This window comes from Variovorax sp. GW823-FHT02B07 (assembly GCF_058797695.1).
The window spans coordinates 47,567-69,773 of the sequence record NZ_JBXAJX010000004.1 but is presented as its reverse complement, the minus strand read 5'-3'; the positions used below and the strand labels follow the sequence as shown (position 1 = coordinate 69,773).

Annotated in this window: 19 protein-coding genes; 9 read left to right on the top strand and 10 right to left on the bottom strand. The window is 62.8% G+C overall.

Annotated features, from left to right (window positions below; genetic code table 11):
• Positions 1–24: 24 nt before the first annotated feature.
• The 3 genes from AC1RGU_RS21120 to AC1RGU_RS21110 all read left to right on the top strand — a co-directional run bounded on the left by AC1RGU_RS21120 (position 25) and on the right by AC1RGU_RS21110 (position 4,123).
• Positions 25–1,419 (top strand): TRAP transporter large permease, encoded by a 1,395-nt coding sequence (locus tag AC1RGU_RS21120; protein WP_095743531.1) that lies wholly within the window; start codon positions 25–27, stop codon positions 1,417–1,419.
• A gap of 47 nt (positions 1,420–1,466) precedes the next feature.
• Entirely contained in the window at positions 1,467–2,993 is a 1,527-nt protein-coding gene (locus AC1RGU_RS21115) for a UxaA family hydrolase (RefSeq protein WP_492698189.1), read from the top strand.
• A gap of 71 nt (positions 2,994–3,064) precedes the next feature.
• Complete coding sequence (locus tag AC1RGU_RS21110; RefSeq protein WP_492698191.1) at positions 3,065–4,123, top strand: malate/lactate/ureidoglycolate dehydrogenase; 1,059 nt, start codon at positions 3,065–3,067, stop codon at positions 4,121–4,123.
• Here the strand turns inward: AC1RGU_RS21110 and AC1RGU_RS21105 are convergent.
• From AC1RGU_RS21105 to AC1RGU_RS21090, 4 genes are all read right to left on the bottom strand, one after another.
• Positions 4,120–5,004, bottom strand: a complete 885-nt coding sequence (locus tag AC1RGU_RS21105; protein ID WP_492698193.1) for a DMT family transporter — start codon at positions 5,002–5,004, stop codon at positions 4,120–4,122. The genes AC1RGU_RS21110 and AC1RGU_RS21105 overlap by 4 nt on opposite strands.
• Before the next feature lie 187 nt (positions 5,005–5,191).
• Positions 5,192–5,842: a nucleoid occlusion factor SlmA gene (slmA, locus tag AC1RGU_RS21100; protein ID WP_062471138.1), complete on the bottom strand. Its 651-nt coding sequence runs from the start codon at positions 5,840–5,842 to the stop codon at positions 5,192–5,194.
• Between the two features lie 88 nt (positions 5,843–5,930).
• The gene (gene argB, locus AC1RGU_RS21095) at positions 5,931–6,824 is read right to left on the bottom strand and encodes an acetylglutamate kinase (protein WP_062471140.1); all 894 of its coding nucleotides are present in this window, start codon (positions 6,822–6,824) and stop codon (positions 5,931–5,933) included.
• Between the two features lie 64 nt (positions 6,825–6,888).
• Positions 6,889–7,980 carry a glycosyltransferase family 4 protein gene (locus AC1RGU_RS21090; protein ID WP_062471143.1) on the bottom strand — a complete coding sequence of 364 codons (1,092 nt, stop codon included), beginning with the start codon at positions 7,978–7,980 and terminating at the stop codon, positions 6,889–6,891.
• A gap of 45 nt (positions 7,981–8,025) precedes the next feature.
• On the opposite strand from AC1RGU_RS21090, the gene AC1RGU_RS21085 reads away from it, so the two are divergent.
• Both AC1RGU_RS21085 and AC1RGU_RS21080 read left to right on the top strand, forming a co-directional pair.
• Positions 8,026–8,784, top strand: a complete 759-nt coding sequence (locus AC1RGU_RS21085; RefSeq protein ID WP_492698195.1) for a glycosyltransferase family 2 protein — start codon at positions 8,026–8,028, stop codon at positions 8,782–8,784.
• Between the two features lie 85 nt (positions 8,785–8,869).
• Positions 8,870–10,888 (top strand): acyltransferase family protein, encoded by a 2,019-nt coding sequence (locus AC1RGU_RS21080; RefSeq protein WP_492698197.1) that lies wholly within the window; start codon positions 8,870–8,872, stop codon positions 10,886–10,888.
• A 40-nt stretch (positions 10,889–10,928) separates the two neighbouring features.
• On the opposite strand, the gene AC1RGU_RS21075 is transcribed toward AC1RGU_RS21080, so the two are convergent.
• Positions 10,929–11,993, bottom strand: a complete 1,065-nt coding sequence (locus AC1RGU_RS21075; RefSeq protein ID WP_492698199.1) for a glycosyltransferase family 2 protein — start codon at positions 11,991–11,993, stop codon at positions 10,929–10,931.
• 10 nt (positions 11,994–12,003) lie between these two features.
• Positions 12,004–13,008, bottom strand: a complete 1,005-nt coding sequence (locus AC1RGU_RS21070) for a glycosyltransferase family 2 protein (protein WP_492698201.1) — start codon at positions 13,006–13,008, stop codon at positions 12,004–12,006.
• Between the two features lie 357 nt (positions 13,009–13,365).
• Between AC1RGU_RS21070 and AC1RGU_RS21065 the strand changes: the two genes are divergently transcribed.
• A complete protein-coding gene (locus AC1RGU_RS21065) occupies positions 13,366–14,169 on the top strand; it encodes an ABC transporter permease (protein WP_070060234.1) in 804 nt (267 codons plus the stop codon).
• Between the two features lie 2 nt (positions 14,170–14,171).
• The gene (locus AC1RGU_RS21060; protein WP_070060235.1) at positions 14,172–14,876 is read left to right on the top strand and encodes an ABC transporter ATP-binding protein; all 705 of its coding nucleotides are present in this window, start codon (positions 14,172–14,174) and stop codon (positions 14,874–14,876) included.
• Positions 14,877–15,174: 298 nt separating this feature from the next.
• Here AC1RGU_RS21060 and AC1RGU_RS21055 read toward each other — a convergent pair whose 3' ends face one another.
• Positions 15,175–15,939 (bottom strand): acyltransferase, encoded by a 765-nt coding sequence (locus AC1RGU_RS21055; protein WP_492698204.1) that lies wholly within the window; start codon positions 15,937–15,939, stop codon positions 15,175–15,177.
• Between the two features lie 477 nt (positions 15,940–16,416).
• The gene (locus AC1RGU_RS21050; protein ID WP_492698206.1) at positions 16,417–16,896 is read right to left on the bottom strand and encodes an acyltransferase; all 480 of its coding nucleotides are present in this window, start codon (positions 16,894–16,896) and stop codon (positions 16,417–16,419) included.
• A 69-nt stretch (positions 16,897–16,965) separates the two neighbouring features.
• Between AC1RGU_RS21050 and AC1RGU_RS21045 the strand changes: the two genes are divergently transcribed.
• Complete coding sequence (locus AC1RGU_RS21045) at positions 16,966–18,654, top strand: glycosyltransferase family 61 protein (RefSeq protein ID WP_492698208.1); 1,689 nt, start codon at positions 16,966–16,968, stop codon at positions 18,652–18,654.
• A gap of 404 nt (positions 18,655–19,058) precedes the next feature.
• Positions 19,059–19,904 (top strand): class I SAM-dependent methyltransferase, encoded by an 846-nt coding sequence (locus AC1RGU_RS21040; RefSeq protein ID WP_492698210.1) that lies wholly within the window; start codon positions 19,059–19,061, stop codon positions 19,902–19,904.
• A gap of 136 nt (positions 19,905–20,040) precedes the next feature.
• On the opposite strand, the gene AC1RGU_RS21035 is transcribed toward AC1RGU_RS21040, so the two are convergent.
• Positions 20,041–21,783 carry a hypothetical protein gene (locus AC1RGU_RS21035; protein WP_492698212.1) on the bottom strand — a complete coding sequence of 581 codons (1,743 nt, stop codon included), beginning with the start codon at positions 21,781–21,783 and terminating at the stop codon, positions 20,041–20,043.
• Positions 21,784–21,788: 5 nt separating this feature from the next.
• On the bottom strand, positions 21,789–22,202 hold the full coding sequence (locus AC1RGU_RS21030) for a GtrA family protein (protein ID WP_492698214.1): 414 nt from the start codon (positions 22,200–22,202) through the stop codon (positions 21,789–21,791).
• Positions 22,203–22,207 lie beyond the last annotated feature (5 nt).

The window sequence follows — 22,207 nt, the reverse complement described above, 5'->3', positions numbered from 1 at the left end:
ACCCCACTCCATCACGACAACAACATGCTGAAGATCGCCTTCCTGCTCTTCATGAGCGCCGGCATCCCGGTCGCCGTGGCCATGGCCGGTGCCTCGCTGGTCTACATCCTCTGGAGCGGCAACCTGCCGGGCTTCGTCGTCATTCACCGCATGGTGAGCGGCGTCGACAGCTTTCCGCTGCTCGCCGTTCCCTTCTTCATCCTCGCCGGCAACCTGATGAACAACGCCGGCATCACCAACCGCATCTACAACTTCGCGCTCGCATTGGTGGGCTGGCTCAAGGGCGGCCTGGGGCACGTGAACATCCTGGGCTCGGTGATCTTCTCGGGCATGAGCGGCACCGCGATCGCGGACGCGGCCGGCCTGGGCACGATCGAGATCAAGGCGATGAAGGAGCACGGCTACTCGACCGAGTTCGCGGTCGGCGTGACCGCGGCCTCGGCCACGCTGGGGCCGATCATTCCGCCGAGCCTGCCCTTCGTGATCTACGGGATGATGGCCAACGTGTCGGTGGGCGCACTCTTCATCGCGGGGCTGATGCCGGGGCTGATCATGACGCTGCTCATGATGCTCACGGTGGCCTACTACGCGCACAAGAACGGCTGGGGCGCGGACGTGAAGTTCCAGTGGCCGCGCCTCATGAAGGCGCTGGTCGAGCTGCTGGTGGTGTGCCTGTGGCCCACGCTGCTGTGGTTCGCAGTCGACAAGTTCGGCGCGCCGGCCCAACCGGCGGTGGCCATTGCGCTGGTGATCCTCTTCGCGGCCGACAAGGTCTTCAAGTTCGAGGCGGTGCTGCCGATCATGACGCCGGTGCTGCTCATCGGCGGCATGGCGACGGGCCTGTTCACCGCCACCGAAGGCGCCATTGCCGCCTGCGTGTGGGCGATGGTGCTGGGCTTCTTCTGGTACCGCACGCTGCAGTGGAAGATGTTCGTCAAGGTGTGCCTGGAGACGGTCGAGTCGACCTCGACGGTGCTCTTCATCGTGGCGGCCGCCTCGATCTTCGGCTGGATGCTGACGGCCACCGGCGTCACGGCCGACATCGCGAGCTGGGTGCTCAACTTCACCAAGGAAGCCTGGGTGTTCCTGCTGCTCGCGAACCTGCTGATGCTGTTCGTGGGCTGCTTCCTGGAGACCACCGCGGCCATCACGATCCTGGTGCCGATCCTGCTGCCGATCTCGAACCAGCTGGGCATCGACCCGGTGCACTTCGGCGTGGTGATGGTGCTCAACCTCATGATCGGCGTGCTGCATCCGCCGATGGGCATGGTGCTGTTCGTGCTGGCGCGCATCGCCAACCTGAGCATCGAGCGCACGACGATGGCGATCCTGCCCTGGCTGGTGCCGTTGCTGTTGAGCCTGGGCATCATCACCTACTGGCCTGCCACCGTGCTGTGGCTGCCGAAGATCATGCAGTAACGACCACCGCCGGCGCACCCGCGCCGGCTCCGAGAACGATACCCACGATGACTCCCTACATCCGACTCCATCCCGCCGACGACGTCGTCATCGCGCGCTCGCAACTGCTGGGCGGCACGCTCGTCGAGAACGTGACCGTGCGCGGCCTGATCCCGCCGGGCCACAAGGTCGCCATGCGCGCCATCGCGCAGGGCGAACCGGTGCGCCGCTACAACCAGATCATCGGCTTCGCGAGCAAAGCCATTGCCGCTGGCGAGCACGTGCACACGCAGAACCTGGACATGGGCCCCGACAAGGGCGACTTCGAACGCGACTACGCCTTCGGCGCCGACGTGAAGCCCGTGCCCGCGAAGCGCGAGGCCACCTTCATGGGCATCAAGCGCGGCGATGGCCGCGTGGCCACGCGCAACTACATCGGCGTGCTGACCAGCGTGAACTGCTCGGCCACCGCTGCGCGCGCCATTGCCGACCACTTCTCGCGCAAGACCAATCCGCAGGCGTTGGCGGCGTTTCCGAACGTCGACGGCGTGGTCGCGCTGACGCACGGCACGGGCTGCGGCATGGACACGCAGGGCATGGGCATGCAGATCCTGGAGCGCACGCTCACGGGTTACGCCACGCACCCGAACTTCGCGGGCGTGCTGGTCGTCGGGCTGGGCTGCGAGGCCAACCAGATCAACGCCTGGCTCGCGACCGGCCACCTGGCCGAGGGCGAGAACTTCCGCACCTTCAACATCCAGGACACGGGCGGCACGCGCAAGACGGTCGAGAAAGGCGTGGCGCTCATCAATGAAATGCTGCCGCGCGCCAACGCCGTAAAGCGCGAGCCGTGCAGCGCGGCGCACATCACCATCGGGCTGCAGTGCGGCGGCTCCGACGGCTACTCGGGCATCAGCGCGAACCCGGCGCTGGGCGCGGCGGTCGACCTGCTGGTGGCGCACGGCGGCACGGCCATCCTGAGCGAAACGCCCGAGGTGTACGGCGCCGAGCACCTGCTGACGCGCCGCGCGGTGAAGCGCGAGGTCGGCCAGAAGCTCGTGGACCGCATCAAATGGTGGGAGCACTACACCGAGATCAACGAGGGCGAGATGAACAACAACCCCTCGCCCGGCAACAAGGCGGGCGGGCTCACGACCATCCTCGAGAAGTCGCTGGGCGCGGTCGCCAAGGGCGGCACGAGCAACCTCGAGGCCGTGTACGAGTACGCCGAGCCCGTCACCGCGCACGGCTTCGTCTACATGGACACGCCAGGCTACGACCCCGTGAGCGCCACGGGCCAGGTGGCCGGCGGCGCGAACCTGATCTGCTTCACGACCGGTCGCGGCTCGGCCTACGGCTGTGCGCCCTCGCCCTCGCTCAAGCTGGCGACCAACTCGGCGCTGTGGCAGCGGCAGGAAGAAGACATGGACATCAACTGCGGCGAGATCGTCGACGGCACGGCCTCGATTGCGGAGATGGGCCAGCGCATCTTCGAGCTGGTGCTGGCCACGGCCTCGGGCGCGCACTCGAAGAGCGAGCAGCACGGCTACGGGCAGAACGAGTTCGTGCCGTGGCAAGTCGGCGCGGTCATGTGAGGCCCACGCAGCCCCTGCCCGCCCTTCCCTTCGGCCACGCCATCCCATTGAACGCAAGAGGAGCCTGATCCATGTCCAGAACCCTGCCGGCCGATGGCCTGCAAGCCAACGTCGCCCGCATCCTCGAAGCGGCGGGCAGCAGCGCCGCCGAAGCGCAGCAGGTGGCCGCCAACCTCGTGCTGGCCAACCTCAGCGGGCACGACTCGCACGGCGTGGGCATGCTGCCGCGCTACATCGATGCGGTGGCCGAAGGCGGCCTCGTGCCCAACGCGGCCGTGAAGGTCAACCTCGACATCGGCACGCTGATGGGCCTGGACGGCCAGCACGGCTACGGGCAGATCGTCGGCGTGCAGGCGATGGAACTCGGCATCGCGCGCGCCAAGCAGCACGGCAGCTGCATCTTCACGCTCGCGAACGCGCACCACCTGGGGCGCATCGGCCATTTCGCCGAGATGGCGACGGCCCAGGGGCTGGTGGCGATGCACTTCGTCAACGTGCTCTCGCGGCCCGTGGTGGCGCCCTGGGGCGGCGGCGACGGGCGCTTCGGCACCAACCCGTGCTGCATCGGCATTCCGCTGGCGGGCGCCGAGCCCTTCGTGCTCGACTACGCGACCAGCCGCGTGGCCCAAGGCAAGATGCGCGTGGCCCACAACAAGGGCGAGCAGGTGCCCGACGGCTACCTCATCGACGAGCGCGGCGCGCCCACCAACGATCCGGGCGTGGTCGTGGTGCCGCAGGGCAACGGCCTGTTCGGCGCGCTCATGACCTTCGGCGAACACAAGGGCTACGGCATGGCCGTGGCCTGCGAGCTGCTGGGCGGCGCGCTCACGGGCGGCGGCACCTGGCACCGGCCGGCGGACACGGCACGCACGGTGCTCAACGGCATGCTGACGGTGCTGATCGACCCCGCAAAACTCGGCACGCAAAAAGCCTTCGACGAAGAGGCGCGCGAATTCATCGGCTGGCTGCGGCAAAGCCCGCCGGGCCAGGGCTTCGAGGCCGTGCAGATCGCGGGCGAGCCGGAGCGCCGGGCGCGCGCGGCACGCCGGCGCGACGGGGTGTGGGTCGACGACGCGACCTGGGGCGAGATCGTCGCCGCCGGCGCCAAGGTGGGCGTGGCCGTCGCCTAGCGTCGCGCCGCCTGGCGCGACTTCTGGCTCAGCACGAGCGCGATGCCGCCGAGGATCGCCACCGAGGCGAGCGCCAGCCGCGGCGTGATCGCTTCCGACAGGAACAGCACGCCGCCGAACGCCGCCAGCAGCGGTACCGACAGCTGCACGGTCGCCGCCCGCAGCGCCGACAGGCGGCCCAGCGCCGCGTACCAGACCACGTAGCCGAGCCCCGAGGTCAGCGCACCGGAGGCCACGGCCAGCGCGACGCCGCGCGCATCGGCATGCGCGCGCGTGGCGAACACCAGGCTCAGCGCCAGGGCCAGCGGCACGGCGCGCAGGAAGTTGCGAGCGGTCGCGGCCAGCGGGTCGGCCACGCCCCGCCCGCGCAGCGAATACACGCCCCACGCCACGCCCGCCACCGCCATCAGCACGGCGCCCAGCAGCGGCGGCGCGGCAACGCCCGGCGACACCAGGTAGACGAGTCCGGCCGCCGCAAGGACGAAGCCGCACCACGCCAGCACCCCGAAGCGCTCGCCGCCGCCCAGCCCCGCGCCCAGCATCGTGAGCTGCACCGCGCCGAAGAGGATCAGCGCGCCCGTGCCCGCCGGGAGGCTGAGGTACGCGAAGGAGAAGAACGCGACGTACGCGAACAGCATGACGGCCGGGAGCCAGCCGGTCTGCCCGAGAGTGGGCGGCTGCGCCCGGAAGCGCACGACGAGCGCCAGCGTGATCGCCCCGGACGCGAGCCGGATGCTGCCGAAGCTGGCCGGGTCGATGCCGCCGTGCTGCAGCGCGAGCCGGCACAGCAGCGAGTTGGCCGCGAACGCGACCATGGCGACCGCGGTGAGCGCGACGGCGTGCAGGAGAGGGGCCGGGCGGGCGGCGGCGGCGTCAGGCATGGCGCGCCCCGGGAGGCCAGCGGCGGCGGGAAGGACAAGCACTCATGCGAGCCTCCGATCCAGAGGTCATGCGAAACGGGCTTGTCACCGCGGCACCGCGTGGCGGCAAGGGAGGAAATTGATCGTACGCGCCGCAAGGGGCCGCGTCGAGTTCAGCGTGGCGGCGCCGGACCTGCCGGCCTTGCCGTCAAACGATCAGGGCGATCGTGGCTTCCAAGTGTTCCGACGGCGCGCGGCGGAAACCCGAGCGCGCAAAGCGCTGCAGCTGACCCACCACGAAGGCCGTGAGCGCCGCGGCGCGCACCTGGGCATCGACGCTAGGCGTGGCCGAGCCGTCGGCGGCGGCCGCGCCGCGCAGCACCTGGCGCAGCGTGGCCTCGATCTTGTCGAAGAACTGGTTCATGCGCTGCTGCAGGCGCTCGTTCTCGAACACCAGCGCATCGCCGACCATGACGCGCGTCATGCCGGGGTTGCGCTCGGCGAACTGCACGAGCAGCACGAGGATGCGGGCCGCCTGCTGGCTGCCGGTGGCGCCTTCGCGCTCGAGGATCTGGTTGACCAGCGTGAAGACGCTCTGCTCGATGAAGTCGATGAGGCCCTCGAACATCTGGGCCTTGCTCGCGAAGTGGCGGTACAGGGCCGCCTCGCTCACCTCGAGCCGCGCGGCCAGCGCGGCGGTGGTGACCCGCTCGGCACCGGGCTGCTCCAGCATGGCGGCCAGCGCCTGCAGGATCTGCACGCGCCGTTCGCCCGGCTTGGGGCGCTTGCGCGTCGGTGCGGCGGCGGGCGTGTCGGCCGGGGTCTCTACGCCGGGGGCAGCTGTCTCTTCGTTCTGCATGGGAGCGCGTGCAAAGATGTAATCAATTGATTCTCGCACAGCGCAGTGAGCGCGCGCCTTCCGCCGACGGAAGGCACGCGGAGGGCGCTCAGCGCGCCCGGATCATCGTGCCGTAGGCCTGGTCGGTCAGGATCTCGAGCAGCATCGCGTGCGGCACGCGGCCGTCGATGATGTGCACTGCGTTCACGCCGCTCTTGGCCGCGTCGAGCGCGCCTTCGATCTTGGGCAGCATGCCGCCCGAGATGGTGCCGTCGGCGAACAGGTCGTCGATTTCGCGCGCGCTCAGGTTGGTGAGCAGGTTGCCGTTCTTGTCGAGCACGCCGGGCGTGTTCGTCAGCAGCATGAGCTTCTCGGCCTTGAGCACGGTGGCCAGCTTGCCGGCGACGACGTCGGCGTTGATGTTGTAGCTCTCGTTCTCCTCGCCGAAGCCGATCGGGCTCACGACGGGAATGAAGGCGTCGTCCTGCAGCGCCTTGACCACGCTGGGGTCGATGGAGACGATGTCGCCGACCTGGCCCACGTCGTGGTGCACGTTCGGGTCGGTGCGGTCGGCCAGCTTGAGCTTCTGCGCACGAATAAGGCCGCCGTCGCGCCCCGTGAGGCCCACGGCCTTGCCGCCGGCCTGGTTGATCAGACCCACGATGTCCTGCTGCACCTCGCCGGCCAGCACCCATTCGACGACTTCCATGGTCTCGGCGTCGGTCACGCGCATGCCCTGCACGAAGCTGCCCTTCTTGCCCAGCTTGTTCAGCGCGGCCTCGATCTGCGGGCCGCCGCCGTGCACCACCACCGGGTTCATGCCGACCAGCTTGAGCAGCACCACGTCTTCGGCGAAGTCGGCCTGCAGCGCGGGGTCGGTCATGGCGTTGCCGCCGTACTTGATGACGATGGTCTTACCGTGGAACTTGCGGATGTACGGCAGCGCCTGGGCCAGGATCTCGGCCTTGTCGCGCGGAGGGATGTTGAGGACGGGGTCGGTCATGGGCGGTCAGGCTCCAAAGCGGTGGACGATGGGAAGAATTCTCGCAACAAGGCGGCGCCGGCGGTCAGGGCCGCAGCCAGCGCGGGACCTTGAAGCGCACGATCATCAGGTACGCCCCGACGTAGGTCGTGACGAACAGAAGGCAGAACAGCATCAGCACGAAGGTGTTGTTCCAGAACAGCACCGCGGGCACCACCGACAGCGCGGCGAACATCCACAGGTACGGCGAAGTGCGGTTGTTGCGCGCCAGCAGCTGGCGCGCCTCGTCGTCCGCGAAGGCCACGCGCACGATGCGCCGGAAGATCAGCTGGTGGAAGTGCAGCGCGTCGGCCGTGCCCGGCGACTGGCCCCGGGCCAGCTTGCGGTAGATGGAGAACAGCGTCTCCCACACCGGGTAGATCAGCAGCAGCATCGGGAACCATGGCGACACCACGCGGTGGCGCTGCACCAGCGTCACGCAGGCCACGGCGATCACCATGCCCCAGACGTAGGCACCGCCGTCGCCGGCGAAGATCTTGCCGCGCGGGTAGTTCCAGACCAGGAAGCCGAAGGTGGCGCCGACCAGGCAGATCACCATCGCGGCCAGCTGCCGGTCGCCCAGCTGCAGCGCGACGTGCGAGATCGCCAGGCACACGAGCACGGCCACGGTGCCGGCCAGCCCGTTGTAGCCGTCGATGATGTTGAAGGCATGCGGCAGGCCGCCTATGGCCAGGGCCGCGAAGACCAGCGAGGCATAGGGCAGCAGCGCGAGCCAGCCGTCGAGCGTCTCGAAGCCGGTGCGCGCCACGCCCAGCCCTTGCACCCAGCACACCAGCAGCGCCGAGCCGATGGTCAGGCCCAGCCGGTAGCGCACCTTGACCTGCTGGGTCACGTCTTCGACGATGCCGCCGAGCACGGCGGGCAGGATGCACACCAGCGTGAGCATCGAGGACTTGAGCGGCCAGGCGATGTTCAGCGGCTCGATCAGGCCGGCGCCCAACCAGGCCGCGCTCATGCCGAGCATGATGCCGGCCCCGCCCAGGCGCGGCACGTGGCCCTTGTGGAAACGCTGGGGCATGTCGGCGCCGTAGCGGCGCGCGTGTCTGCGCGCGCGGCGCATGAACAGCTGCACCGCGATGGCGGAGACGAAGAAACTGAGGATGATCAGGGCAATCATGTGTGGGGTTGGGGGAACCCTAGAATTCCCGAGCGAAATTAGACCATGCCCACGCCCCCTTCTTCACCCCACGCCCCGGTCACCCTGTCGATCGTGAGCCACGGCCAGCTCGCGCTGGTGCTGCCGCTGCTCGAGCAGCTCGACCGGCACAGCCGGGACGCGATCGCCAAGGTCGTGCTCACGCTGAACATTCCCGAGGCCGACCTGCTCGCAGGACGACAGTGGGGCTTTCCCATCGAGCGCATCGAGAACGCGGCGCCCCTGGGCTTCGGCGCCAACCACAACCAGGCCTTCGCGCGCTGCGACACGCCCTGGTTCCTGGTGCTCAACCCCGACATCCGCTTCGACGCCGACGTGCTCGCCCCGATGCTCGCCCAGGCCGCGCCCGACGCCGGCCTGATGACGCCGCGCATCCTGGAGTCGGGCCGGCCCGAGCCCGAGCCGCACCGCGCGCTGCTGACCCCCTTCGAGATTCTGGGCCGCAAGAAGCCCGGCTACCAGCCGCCGGCCGTGCCGGCCTGGATTCCCGGCCTGTTCATGCTGTTTCGCAGCGAGGCCTACCGCAAGATCGGCGGCTTCGACGAGCGCTTCTTCATGTACGGGGAAGACTTCGACATCTGCGCCCGCACCCGCCTGGCCGGCTGGAAGCTCCAGGTGACCGAAGACCTGCGCGCGCGCCACGACGCCCAGCGCGCCAGCCACCGCAGCAAGAAGTACCTGTACTGGCACGTGACCAGCCTGCTCAAGGTGTGGCTGTCGGGCGCTTTCTGGCGCTACTGGCGGCTGCAGCGCGCCGCCGCCTGAAAAAAGGCACGGCAGCGTTTGCGAGGACAATCGGGGCCGAAAAGCCCGCACGAAAAGCCCGCAAGCGCCGCTTTCAGCACCGACGATGACGACCACGAGCAGCCCGACCTCCCTCCCCGAACACGCCCACCTGGTTCACCCGAAATACCGCCCGGACATCGACGGGCTGCGCGCCGTCGCGGTGCTGTCGGTGCTCGGCTACCACGCGTTCCCGCAGTGGATCAAGGGCGGCTTCATCGGCGTCGACATCTTCTTCGTCATCTCGGGCTTCCTGATCACCACCATCATCCTGGGCAGCTTCCAGGGCGACGGCTTCAGCTACCGCGAGTTCTATGCGCGGCGCGTGAAGCGCATCTTCCCGGCGCTGGCGCTGGTGCTGCTGGCCACCATGGCCTTCGGCTGGTTCGCCCTGCTGCCGCATGAGTGGGAACAGCTGGGCAAGCACGTGGCCGCGGGCGCGGGCTTCGTGTCGAATTTCGCCTTCTGGAGCGAGGCCGGCTACTTCGACAACGCCGCCGAGACCAAGCCGCTGCTGCACCTGTGGTCGCTGGCCATCGAAGAGCAGTTCTACATCTTCTGGCCCGTGCTGCTGGGCCTGGCCTGGAAGCGCAAGTGGCGCATGCTCACGGTGCTCGGCACGGTGGCGGCGATGTCGTTCCTGCTCAACGTGACGACCATCCACAGCCACCGCACGGCCGCGTTCTATTCGCCGCTGTCGCGCTTCTGGGAACTGATGATCGGCGGCATGCTGGCCTACGCGCGGCTGCACCGCCCGCCACCGAAGCCAGGCTGGAGCCGCCACGCGCAGTCGATCGCCGGCCTCGTGCTGATCGTGCTGGGCCTGTGCTACATCCGCGGCGGCAAAGCCTTCCCCGGGTTCTGGGCCATCCTGCCGTCGGTGGGCGCCTTCTTCTGCATCGCGGCGGGGCCGACCGGCGTGCTCAACCGCTACGTGCTGGCCTCCAAACCGATGGTGTGGGTCGGCCTGATCAGTTACCCGCTCTACCTCTGGCACTGGCCGCTGCTGGCCTATGCGCGCATCCTGGAAGGCAAGCTGCCTTCCGATGGCATCCGCGCGCTGATGCTCGTGGCGTCGTTCGTGCTCGCCTGGCTGACCTACCGGTTCGTCGAACGCTACACGCGCCGCAGCGAGAACCCGACGGTGACGGCGGGGCTGGTGGCCGTGATGATCGGCTTCGTCGTGCTCGGCCTGCTGGCGACCACGCGCTACTACGTCGGCCGCCACAGCGATCCGTACTTCAACAAGACCGCCGCGGCCGCCAAGGACTGGGCCTACCCGGACGGCCTGAGCCCGATCAAGGTCGATGGCGAGGTGCTGCAGCAGATCGGGCAGGGCAAGCGGCGGGTGCTGTTCTTCGGGGACAGCCACGTCGAACAGTACGGGCCGCGCGCCGTCGAGCTCTCCAAGACCTCGCCGGGCACGCTCGATTCGCTCTCCTTCGTGACCTGGGGCGCCTGCCCGCCGATTCCCAACGTGGTCGACGAGCAGAACAACCTCTGCGGCGAACGCCGCGACGGCGGCATGCGGCTGGCCATGAGCGACCGGTTCGACGCCGTCGTCTTCGGCGGCTGCTGGAACTGCTACTTCACCGAGACCGGCAAGCCCAACGCCGAGAACGCAGCGGCCGACCGCTACTACTTCTTCGACGGCAAGGACAAGCGGCGCTTCATGGGCGGCGGCGGCGTGGACTTCTCGCTCAACATGCTCGAGACCGTGCTGACCACCTTGTCCAAGCACAAGCAGGTCTACCTGCTGCTGGACAACCCGGTCGGCGAGGGTTTCGGCCCCGAGGAGTTCATCAAGGGCGGCCGCCTGGGTGACATGCAAGTGGGCAAGATGTCGCCCACCGCCCCCTGGGACCCGAGGCAGAAGGCGCTGCACGAGCGCATGCGGCAGATCGCGCAGCGCAGCGGCGCCATCGTGATCGACCCGATCCCGACCCTGTGCCAGAAGGACTGGTGCACCCGCGCCGATGCCGACGCCACGCCGATCTACAAGGACGCAGGCCACCTGCGCGCCGAGTACGTGCGCTCGCACGCCACCTACATGGACCCGGCGATGAAGTCGGCACCGACCCGCTGAGGACCAGGCTGCGGCGGCCTGCGGGCCGCCGCGGCGCGCATCAGGACTTGTAGACCTTGCGCAGGCTGCGGATGCCCGGCAGCTTCGTCAGCGCGCCGATGAAGCGCACTATGCCCGGCGTGCTCCGGCGCAGCAGGAACAGCGTGATCCACAGCCGCAGCTTCTTCTTGCGGCCCACATACGGGTTCGCGAAGACGATGGCCGCGTAGTCGTCCAGCACCGCCGTCATCTCGCCGCGGTACTGGTCGTCCTTCTTGATGGCCTCGATCGCCTCGTTCACGAAGAACAGCTGGAAGCGCGGCATCAGGTATTCGCGCAGGTAGTAGCGGCCGCGTTGGTGCTCGTCGGGGAACATCTGCAGCAGCTTCTTGAAGTACTTGAAGCGGCTGCGCACCATGCGGATGCCGAACGAGGTGCTGGCCGTGTGGATGCACCAGACCGTCACCGCCTTGTCCACGAAGTGATTGCTGTAGCCCTTGCGGAAGATGCGCAGGAACAGGTCGTCGTCCTCGTAGCCCATGAACTGCGAGTCGAAGCCGCCCACCGCGTCGAAGGCCTTGCGGCTCACGAGCGCGGCCGAGGGCAGCACGAACATGTCGTAGCGCAGCAGGTCGAAGATGCTGCGCTTCGGGTGCTGTGCGTGGTCCTTGATGACGCCCGTGCGAATCACGTTGCCGTCGCCGTCCGCCTCGTACAGGTCGGCGTAGATGTAGCCGAACAGGCGGTCGTCCCACGGGATCGACGACACCAGCGTCTCGATGTGGTTCGGCAGGTAGAAGTCGTCCTGGTCCAGGAAGCAGATGTACTCGGAGGTCGACGCCGCCACGCCCGCATTGCGCGCCGAGCCCTGGCCGCCGTTCTCCTTGTCGAGGATGCGGAACGGATAGCGGGCCGCCAGCCCGTCGAGCGCGGCGCGCTCTTCCGGGCGCGAGCCGTCGTTGACCACGATCACCTCGTGCGCGGGCACCGACTGCTCGAACACGCTCTTCACCGAGCGCTCGATGAAATCGGCGCCGTTGTAGAACGGAATGATGACCACGACGTTCGGCCAGGCCATCGGCTCGCCGGGCGGGGAAGGGTTCGCGGGGACGTTGGTTGGGTTCATTGTTGTTGTGTCAGACAGATTCGAAAAGATCGCGGACCACGCCGCGCACCCCGCGGCCGAACTTGTCGTAGCGGCCGGTCATGGCCTCGCGCAGGATCGGCACGCACCGGGCCAGGCGCGAGGCCGGCAAGGCGGCGCGGAAGCGCTGGTGCACGATCTTGCTGCGCACCTTGTCGATGATCTCGGGGGGCACGCGATCGCCCAGTTGCAGCAGGCGCTCCAGCAACAGCTCGGCCTTGATCGCGCGCTCGACGTGCGTGTTGCCCCGCGAGGCGAGCGCCTTGCGCACCTTTTCCTTGAAGGTGTCGCGGCGGGCGCCGATCTGGTTGGATTCGTGCTGGCGGTATTCGATGAGCGGCTCTTCCAGCAGGTCGACCCGCGACGTCGTCGACGCGATGATGGCCAGCCATTCGTCGTGCACCCATTCCACCGGCAACGGCAAGGCATCGGCGAGCAGCGAGCGACGGAAAACCGTGGTGGCGCCGGTCACGAGGTTGCGGCGCAACAGCACGTCGAAGGCATTGCCGGCGTGGACGCGCGCCAGTTCCGAAGGCAAAACTTCCAGGGCATGGAACAGTGTATGACCGATGTCTTGGCGGTCGGTGTCCACGAGGCGTGCGTCGGTGTGCAGCAGCACCAGGCTGTCGTCCTGCTCGAAGCGAGCCACCATTTTTTCAAGGCGGTCGGGCATCCACACGTCGTCCTGGTCGCTCAGCGCGATCAATTCGCTGGTGCAGGCGCTGATGGCCTGCTCGAAATTCTTGACGACGCGCAGCGCCGTGGTGTTCTCGAAGATCCGCAACGCCACGGGATGTTGTGGCCGCTCGGCGGCGCATTCAGCGAGGGCGGCACGCACCACATCGACCGAACCATCGCGCGAGGCATCGTCGGACAGAACGATCTCGACCGGCGGACGGCTCTGAAGGCAGATGCTGCGAACCTGCTCGCGCAGGAAGCGCGCGCCGTTGTACGTGCACAGCGCAACGGAAACTTCAAGGGGACGGGTGATACTCATGGGTTGCTCGCTTTGTCGAGTGCGCGCGGCCCGTCAGATGTCTTTGCGGACGCTTTTTTACTTGTTCACGGGTGCCGATGGCCGGTGTTCCAATCGGGTCGCCGAATCAGCGCCGGTAAAATTATCGCCCACTTCACACCAAACCGAACATGCGCCCCTTCCGTCACACGGCCGAGGGACAGGTTCCCGGCCTTGGCAAGCTTCGCGATGACTGGCTCCCCCGCCGTTCATCCATGAAAAAGGAAAACATCTCTTGACACGCATCGGCAGCGAAAAACTGGCGCTCGACGAAGCCGGTTTCAACACTCGCCCGGACAAGGGCGGCACCGCCCCTCGGGCACACATTTCCGGACTCACATGAGCCAAGTTCACTCAAATCTGCACCGCAGCGTCTTCGCTGACTGGTGGGAAGGTACACGCCGGACCGACATCTGGTGGACTCTTGCCTGGTTCGATATCGTGCTGCGCTACCGGCGCTCGATGCTCGGCCCCCTGTGGCTCACGCTCAGCATGGGGGCCATGATCGGCGGCATGGGGCCGCTGTACAGCTCCCTGTTCGGCACCCCGCTGGACAAGTTCTTTCCGCACCTGGCGCTCGGCATCATCTTCTGGAGCTTCTTCTCCAGCACGGTGACGGATGCGTGCAATGCCTTTGTCAGTTCGACCAACTACCTGAAGCAGGGCTACTTCCCCGTCAGTCTGTTCGTTTGGCGCAGCATCTCGCGCAACCTGATCCAGTTTGCACACCAGATCGTGCTGTACATCCCGGTCGCGCTCTGGGCGGGTGTCTCGCTCGGCTGGTCTGCGCTACTGGTCATTCCTGCGTTCCTGATCGCTGTGATCAACGCACATGCACTGGGGCTCCTGCTGGGCCTGATCTGCACGCGGTACCGGGACGTCACCCAGATCGTCACCAGCGTGATGCAGATGTTGATGTTCCTGACCCCCGTGTTCTGGATTCCTGAAAATCTTCCGGGGCGCGCCAAGTACATTCTCTGGAATCCCTTCGCGCAAATGCTGGACCTGCTGCGCACTCCGCTGATGGGTGGCGTGGCACATGCCCACAGCTGGTGGGGCATCCTGGGCTGGACCGCGGTAACCGTTGTCGCCGCGACCCTGGTGTTCGCCAAATACCGCCGCCGCGTCGTCTACTGGCTCTGATCATGGCTCTTATCTCTCTCAAAAACGTCGGCGTCAGCTTTCCCATCTATGGCGCCGGCGCCTCTTCGCTGAAGAAGACGATTGCTGCGTCGGTCACGGGCGGGCGCTTCGGCAAGGAAACCGGCGTCACCGTGGTGCAGGCGCTGAATGGCATCAACCTCGAGCTGAAAAGCGGCGACCGACTCGGTCTCATTGGCCACAACGGCTCCGGCAAGTCCACCCTGCTGCGCACGCTGGCAGGCGTTTACGAACCCTCCTCGGGGGAAATGGTCCGCCAGGGCAGCGTGGCCAGCCTGATCGATCCGGCACTGGGCATTGAGCCGGACGCCAGCGGCATCGAGAACATCATGCTCAGAGGCCTTGTGATGGGCATGAGCCGCAAGGAGATCGAGCGGCAGATCCCGTCCATCTGCGAATTCAGCGGTCTCGGCGAGTACGTCAACATGCCGGTGCGGACCTATTCCACAGGCATGATGATGCGCTTGGCCTTTTCCATCTCGACCAGCGTCGAGGCGGACATCCTGCTCATGGACGAATGGCTGTCGGTGGGCGATGCGGACTTCAACGAGAAGGCCGAGAAGCGGATGCGGGACGTCGTTTCGAAATCCGGCATTTTGGTGCTGGCCTCGCATTCGCCCGAGCTGATCGCCAAGGAGTGCAACCGCGTCATCCACCTCGAACACGGGCGGATCATCGAGGAGCGCTAACTGATCAAGGGGAGCTAGGCGCTCGGGGCTTCCCTTGATCACCCCTACCCGGACTGTGAGGCTCTGCACCGGCACCGATGTCCGGGCGAAAGACGCGGACCGAGCATGAGGGATTTCCCCCACCCATGGGGAAAAGAACTCCCGATCTCGGCTGTCAAGGGTGATGCATCAACTCTCAACCCGAGGGCAGGATCTTCGAAAAATCGCCGTATCAGATCAATCGTCGCCATTGGCGGAGGTTGATGCGGCGCCCCGAAGGGCATCGCCCTGCTTCACCGACTATTCAGCAGCACGGAATCTAAACGGCAGATGCTGCGGCACGGACGGCAGCCTCAGCAAGCCACGTCGATACAACCTCTTCGGGATAGCCGCGATGAAAGTGAGTTGTCCATGGATAGGCATTCCGGCCGGAACCATCTCGCAACTTGATTTTCTCCGTGCCGCACAAGAACTTCGCAGGCGAACCGCCAACTACGGTGTGCGGGTCGACGTTTTTCCCGACGCAACTGTGTGCCGCAATCAACGAGTGCTCTCCGACCTTGACGCCGGGCAAAATGACCGACATGGTTGCGATGGCGGCATAGTCACCAATCTCGCAACCGATGCAGGTCTCACTCGGCGGGTGAGGATCATTGGTCAAAACGACATATGGGAAGATCCATACAAAGCTCCCAACTTTTGACGCGTGACCAATGTGAACGTTGCTGTGAGTCCGCACGTAGTCGCCGATTTCGCAGTGGCCTTGTATATCACCCAATGTGCCGATCTGAAAATTCTTTCCTGCGCTGGTCAATTCACGGACGGTAACGCGATGTCCAGTCACCAGTCTTTCGCCGAAAGTGGAGCCGGCGTAGAAGATGCTGTGCGAACGAATCAAGGAGTCCTTTCCAAGCACGAGCGGCTCCCCATTCGCCAGCTTGGAGGGATGTGCAATTTCACAGTGGCTCTCGATGACAGTCCCATCACCAATGATGGCTTCGCGATGAACAATCGTGAACGCGCCGATGGAAACACCCTCACCAAGCTGTGCGCCCTTTTCGATGTGCGCTGTCGGATGAATCATCTTTATCTCCTGATTTTTTGAGGTCCGCGAAGTCTACCGCCTCGAGCGATGACTCGCGCTCAGACTCGTCATCGGTAGCAGGCAACTCCTGTTTGACCGCAACTGGGGGAGATCAGGATTTGTTTCACCACCGAGAGACCGCTGGCGTACTGGCATCGCCATCTGCGCGTGTGCTTGCTAAGAGATGAGCGCGTCGGCTTGTAGAGCGCGCCTCGTTACAGCCAGCAGAAGTTCTTTCACGCATGAGTTGACTCTTTCATCGAAGGAGTTAAAAGCATGTCGCAAGAAGGGTGCGCAAGGAAGTTGGCGATACAGGCGACCTCCATCAAGAGTTACGAAACGCTCAATTTCACACCATTCGATCAACGACCCCAGCGCGCAAAATGCTTCAACTCGATTTACCTGCCCGAACGGAAATGACCCCGATTGAATTTTTTCAACTTCATGGGAAAAATCAATTTAAATCGCCCCTGCTCTTCAGGAGGATAAAAACCTTACATGCCGGGCCGGAGCACCTTTCACAAGAGAAAAGGGCGCGACATCATTTTTCACAATCGCCCCCGCTGCTATCATGGCGTGATGTCCGATTGTGATGCCAGGCGTCAAGATAGCTCCTGCACCAATCGACGCACCTCGGCAAACGGTGGTGCGTAAAAATGACGCTGGATAAACCTTGGATCGTGGATACATATCATTGGTAAATAGCGCTCCTGGGCCCACAAAAACGTCGGACTCAAGGGTAATTCCCTCCCATAAATAAACACCACATTTCAAGGTGACGTTGTCTCCCACTACAACGCCCCCCTCTATGAAGCAATGCGCTGCAATATTGCAGTTTTTACCTATTCGAGCTCCTGCCAAGATGACGTTGAATTGCCATACTTTCGTCCCCTCGCCAATATCAGCCGTTTGAACATCTGCCAGTGAATGAATGAACGTCGAATTATTCTGAATCATTTTCAAACTCTAAATCACCGAGCACGAACCCAGCCACTTGACTCAACCCACAAAGTGTAAAATCACACGATGAACCGCTTCAACGCTCTGGCACTTCGAATTCTCTCAGCAATCAAAATTGTTGACGATGAATATTATAAGGAAAAAAATCGAGATGTGGCAACGTCCGGGCTAGATACAAATTATCACTATTTTCGCTACGGAATCTCCGAGGGAAGACACCCCAACCGCACCTTTGAAAAATTCTCCATCTGGCGCTTTGAAAAGACTACCAGTCTATTGATATTCTTTCTCGATGAAGAATTCTACTTAAAAATCTATCCCGACGTTCGAAAAATGGGCGTTTCTGCAGCCGAGCACTACGCAGAATTCGGCCGCAAAGAAAAAAGAAAAATCAATCGCCTCTCCGCAGCGTCGGCCACTTTAATTTTTCTCCTGAAATTGAAAATCAAGGGATTAAAAAAAAATCCACCCACAGAAAATGAAATAGAAAATCACAAGTACTTTTTATTCGAAGAGGCAAAAAAAGGACTCTTCCCAAAGCATTTGGCAAAAGAAATTTCCCGTCAATTAAACTTGGAGGGCGACCAGGTCCTTCTAGGAAAATACAGCACCATCTTGCATGATGAATTATGCAACACAGGTCATGTCATCCAAGTGATCGAGCCTGCGTACCCAATGACATTTCACGAACCAGAAGTCATCCGCTCGCTCGCACAGCGACCATTGCGAACGGTTGAGGTTCCTGAAAAATGGATTGCACAGATCAAGGATGCACGAGTTGTCGGCGGATTTCAAGTGCTCGCCAAGAACAACTTCATTATCTATGAACCTTCTGCAAACCCTCATCATGGTTTTGTTGCTGGAATTTGGCAATACGTTGCATCTCTGAATAAAAAAAGAGATATTTTCTTGTGGTTTCGTTATAAAAACAAAGCCACCCTCCCCTCCGCAATCTTACTCAGCGGACGCTGCAGTCCAAATTATTACCACTGGCTAATAGAGTATCTTGGAAAAGCATACATTCTCGCAAGGCAGCCAGAATTGCAAAAAATTCCGCTAGTCGTCGACGAGGGAATGTTTCAGCAAGAATTCGAATCCTTGCAAACAATACTACCCGACTGGCCGATTTACCGACTCAATAATTCGACATTATTGAGCGTGAAAAACCTTTACGTACCTTCGTCGTGCACCAACTTGGTTGACAACTTGCGCGACCCCATGTGGAAATCGTCAGCAGTCTGCTTTAAAACATTAAGGCATCTTCAAAAATCGGCGTTTTCGAAGTTTGGCATCGACCCGGCCGGCAAGGGAAAACGCAAGATATTTTTGGTACGCCGCAGTGGACGAAACATTGCCAACTCATCGGAGATCGAGGCACTTCTTGCATCATTTGGCTATGAAATTGTAGATACCGGAAATTTTTCCTTTGAGCAGCAAGTTCGCTTGTTCTCCGAAGCCAAGACGATTGTCGGTGCGATGGGAGCATCCTTTACCAACTTGATTTTTTGCAGGCCGGGAACAGATGTGATAGCGCTCGCCTCTCCCTATGCTCAGCTTTTTTGCTCCCAATCCAACATGGCATTGTTTTCGGGATGTCGCTATCGCATACTTGCTGGATTTCACCCTCTATTTCAGCCCGGCGACGAACTTACGGTCTCTGACCCTAGCCTCTTTCAGGATAGCTACTCGATAGATCCGAATGAACTGGCCCTAGAACTCAAAAATATGGAGTTACAAGCGGCCGCCACGCTTTAGTCATCTTTTTATTTCTTGCAAAAGCGTCAGATGAAGAGTTTTGAATCCGTCAAGCGCACCACCAGGTGCAAGATGGATTTTTCTTCGAAGGTATTCAGTTTCAGTACCTTCTCAGGGAGGCGGGTAACTCGAACGACAGTCGCATGAAGGAGTACGTGGAAGAAGCCGAAGACTACGCATACAGGTACTGGAGTCAGCTTCATCCACAATCTTTTCGTAGCAGTTGCATTTTGTGTTCCAGAGATCGGCTCTCTCAACGTGAACTGGGGCAGTTTTGCGCAGCGTAAGCGGTACAGTCGGTCATCGCCGAGTCGGCCCTATGCAGACGAGATGAACTGAAGAACCCGTCAACAATCAGTACGTACCAGCCGCATCTCGTCGATGTGGTGAACTTGACTACCTCCATGAGCAACACTCTTGATTTCACTTTGATCGAAGGCATCCAGTGCTTCAGCCCCGAAGTCGCCAATGCCTATGACGACTACCCCGATGGAGGCTTCGATGTCACGGAGGAATATGCCCAGACCAGTTTTTGGGTCAGTTCCAGAACCCGACTTTTCAAAGCGCTGATAAAAAAAAATCTCCCTTCTTCGAAGAAGGCTAATTTTTTGGAAATAGGTTGCGGCACGGGAGATTTCATCAAGCACCTGCGGGATGAGGAAAAACTCGAGATCACGGGTTCCGAGGTTTATTTGAAGGGCCTTGTCTATGCCAAGAAGAACCAACCCGACGTGAATTTCATTCAGTTCGACGTTACCAAGGGCCAGATCGGGCGCAAGTTCGACATGATCGTCGCTTTCGACGTGATCGAACACATCGATGACGATTTGGCCGCACTCTCGAACATCAACCGAATGCTGGAGAACAATGGCATTGCGATCATTTCAGTGCCTCAGCACATGTTCCTTTGGGGACCATTGGATGAAATTGTCAAGCACAAGCGCCGATATTCCAGAGACGAACTGAGGCGAAAAATGGAAACAAGCGGATTCAAGGTCCGCTACACCACGTCCTTTGTCTTTCTCTTGTTTCCGTTGATGCTGGTAGCCCGCCTTTTCGACAAAAAACGCGACGACACCGATTCAGATAAAGATGCACTTTCCAAGCGTGTCAAATTTTCACCCATGCTGAATAGCGCCATGAATTTTTTCATGCGCATTGACGAATTTCTTGTGAGCCGGGGTATTTCATTGCCGTGCGGCGGCACCTTGATCATGGTTGCAGAAAAAGGAAACGCTACGGCAGCTTGACGCACCGAAATGACACAACCCGACGGTTTACACATCCGCACAACAAGAGACGGCCTGAGCAGGCCCTTCTCTAGGAGATAAGGCCGTCGCCGGTTCGCCCAGCGGCCTGGAAGGACTGAACGGCCGGTCCGGGCGGCTATCCCCGCTGGGGGCGGATCCAGATCTGGATGTGCTGCTTGCCGTAGGGAAACACCGCATCGCCGCAATGCTGAAAATTGGACGGGAACCCGTTCAACGCGGCCGGCATGGGCGGAAGGCTTCCATCCATGTTCAGCCGAATCGCGATCACAGCCCTGTCTGCAACGGCCTCGTTTGACGAGAACACCGCATTTGCTTGGGCGACGTTGTTCAACCACGGCGTCTCCACGGGCACCGCGTTCAGCGCCAGCGCCAGGCCGGGGACGTTGTAGAGCCCCAGGAACGGCGCGCCGGGCGCAATGCGGCACTTCGCGACAGCCGCATTGATCTCCTGCATGAATTGCCGGGTTCCCTCATCCACCTTCACCCGGCCAAGCGGGCCGATGTCGACAGGGAGGGATTGCTGGTCCATGCGTTCATTCAAGCTGTAAGGAATCTTGGCCTTGTAGACAAGGATCTGGACACTTGTCAGCGTGACGAACCCGACGAGGATCGCCATCGGTACCACCGCATCTCTTGCAGCCACCGGCCTGGTGTAGGCAGCGAGCGCCATCAGGGCCCCCCAAGAAGCCAGGGAGATGATCACCTGGCCGAAGAGCGCGTTGCCGGTTCCCATCGCCACCGTATAGGGAAGCATAGTCAGCACGACGAAGAGCCGTCTGGAGCGCACCGGCACGGCCTGCCACACAGCCGCGAGCATGAGTGCCAGAAAGACCAATGCCCGTTGCATGTACTCGACGTACTGCACCATGCCATAAGCAAAATACTCCGTGGCGACGAGCGCGTGGACAAGCGCGGCGATCACGAGTCCGATCGTCACCCAGCTTCTTCTGATCAGGTACACGAGGACTGCAACGATAAGAAACACGTTCGACCGCATCGCGTCGGCCGTGTAGCCCCCGAACTCGATGGCATATCGGCCCAGCCGCGTGAGGATGGGCTCGGTCTGAACCATCCTGAAGAGAGCCATGCCGCCGCTGAAGGCTTGCGCCGCTTCACTGGGAGTGGTGTGCGAGAAAAGAAGCGCGGCCAGTCCGAACAGCCCACCAGCGATCACTGTCGCCAACGCCAGCGTCTTGCGCCCGCCCGAGTGGTCCAGCCACAGCACCGCGATCACAATGAGCACGAAGGTGGCCACGCCCGACGAAGGTTTGCAGACGAATTCCACCGCAAGCGCAACGCCGGCCAGCACCCAAAGTCCCGCGCGCCCTGCCGCCGATGTCTTGTTGCCAGCCAACAGCATCAGCCCCAGAGAGAGGTACGCCCCCGCCGAGGCCAGCAGGTTGTAGCTCGGCGACACATTGATGGTGATGGCATACAGCAGCGCGCAAACAACGGCGCCGCCGATCACTGCGATGCGGCTTGGCCGATGCGGCACGGAGGGTGCCGCGTGCGCCCGCGCCGCAGCCAGTGCGCCCATGCCGAGCACCGCCGCGCTACCGACCAGCAGCCCAAGGCCCGCCATCCTGAACGACGCGAGGCTGCCTGTGATCTGCCAGATCGGCGCCATCGCCCATTGCTGAGCGCTGATGTAAAGCCGGGTCGCTGCAGGATGGATCGCAAGAAGAAGGTAGTAGGCCTCGTCTGTGATCTCGAAGCCGCGATTGCGCGACCAGACCACATAGACGATCGCGGCGCACACCGCGATCAGCACGAGCGCAGCAACCGTCGCTTCCAGCACGCGCTGCGGAGTTGCCGCGCGGCCATCGGCCTCTGGGGCGGGCCTCTTGTTATCGGCCACGGATCTCACGGCACTGAGGGTTGTTCGGCCCGCAGCGACCAAAGCTTTGCCGTCAAGAAGTTGAACAGCACGACGAAGGGGATCAACAGCAGCTGCCCATAGAACGGCGCGATGTGCGTGTTCGAGGTGAGCAGATGCAGCAACAGCACGTTCAGCCCGACCGATACCAGGCCCGCGCCAATGTACTTGGCCAGCCGCGAACCGAAAGTGACCTTCTCGCTCGGCTTGAAGACCCAGTAGTAGTTCAACGTGTAGGTGAGCAGCATGCCGATCAATGCGACCAGCACCAGCGCGATCAGGTGATTGATGTGCAGCACGACCACTGCGAGGTAGAAGAGCACCAGCGTGAAGACAAAGTTCAGCGCCCCCACGACGGTGAACTTGGAGAACTGCGCGGTGAGGGTCTTGAGACGAATCACGCGCC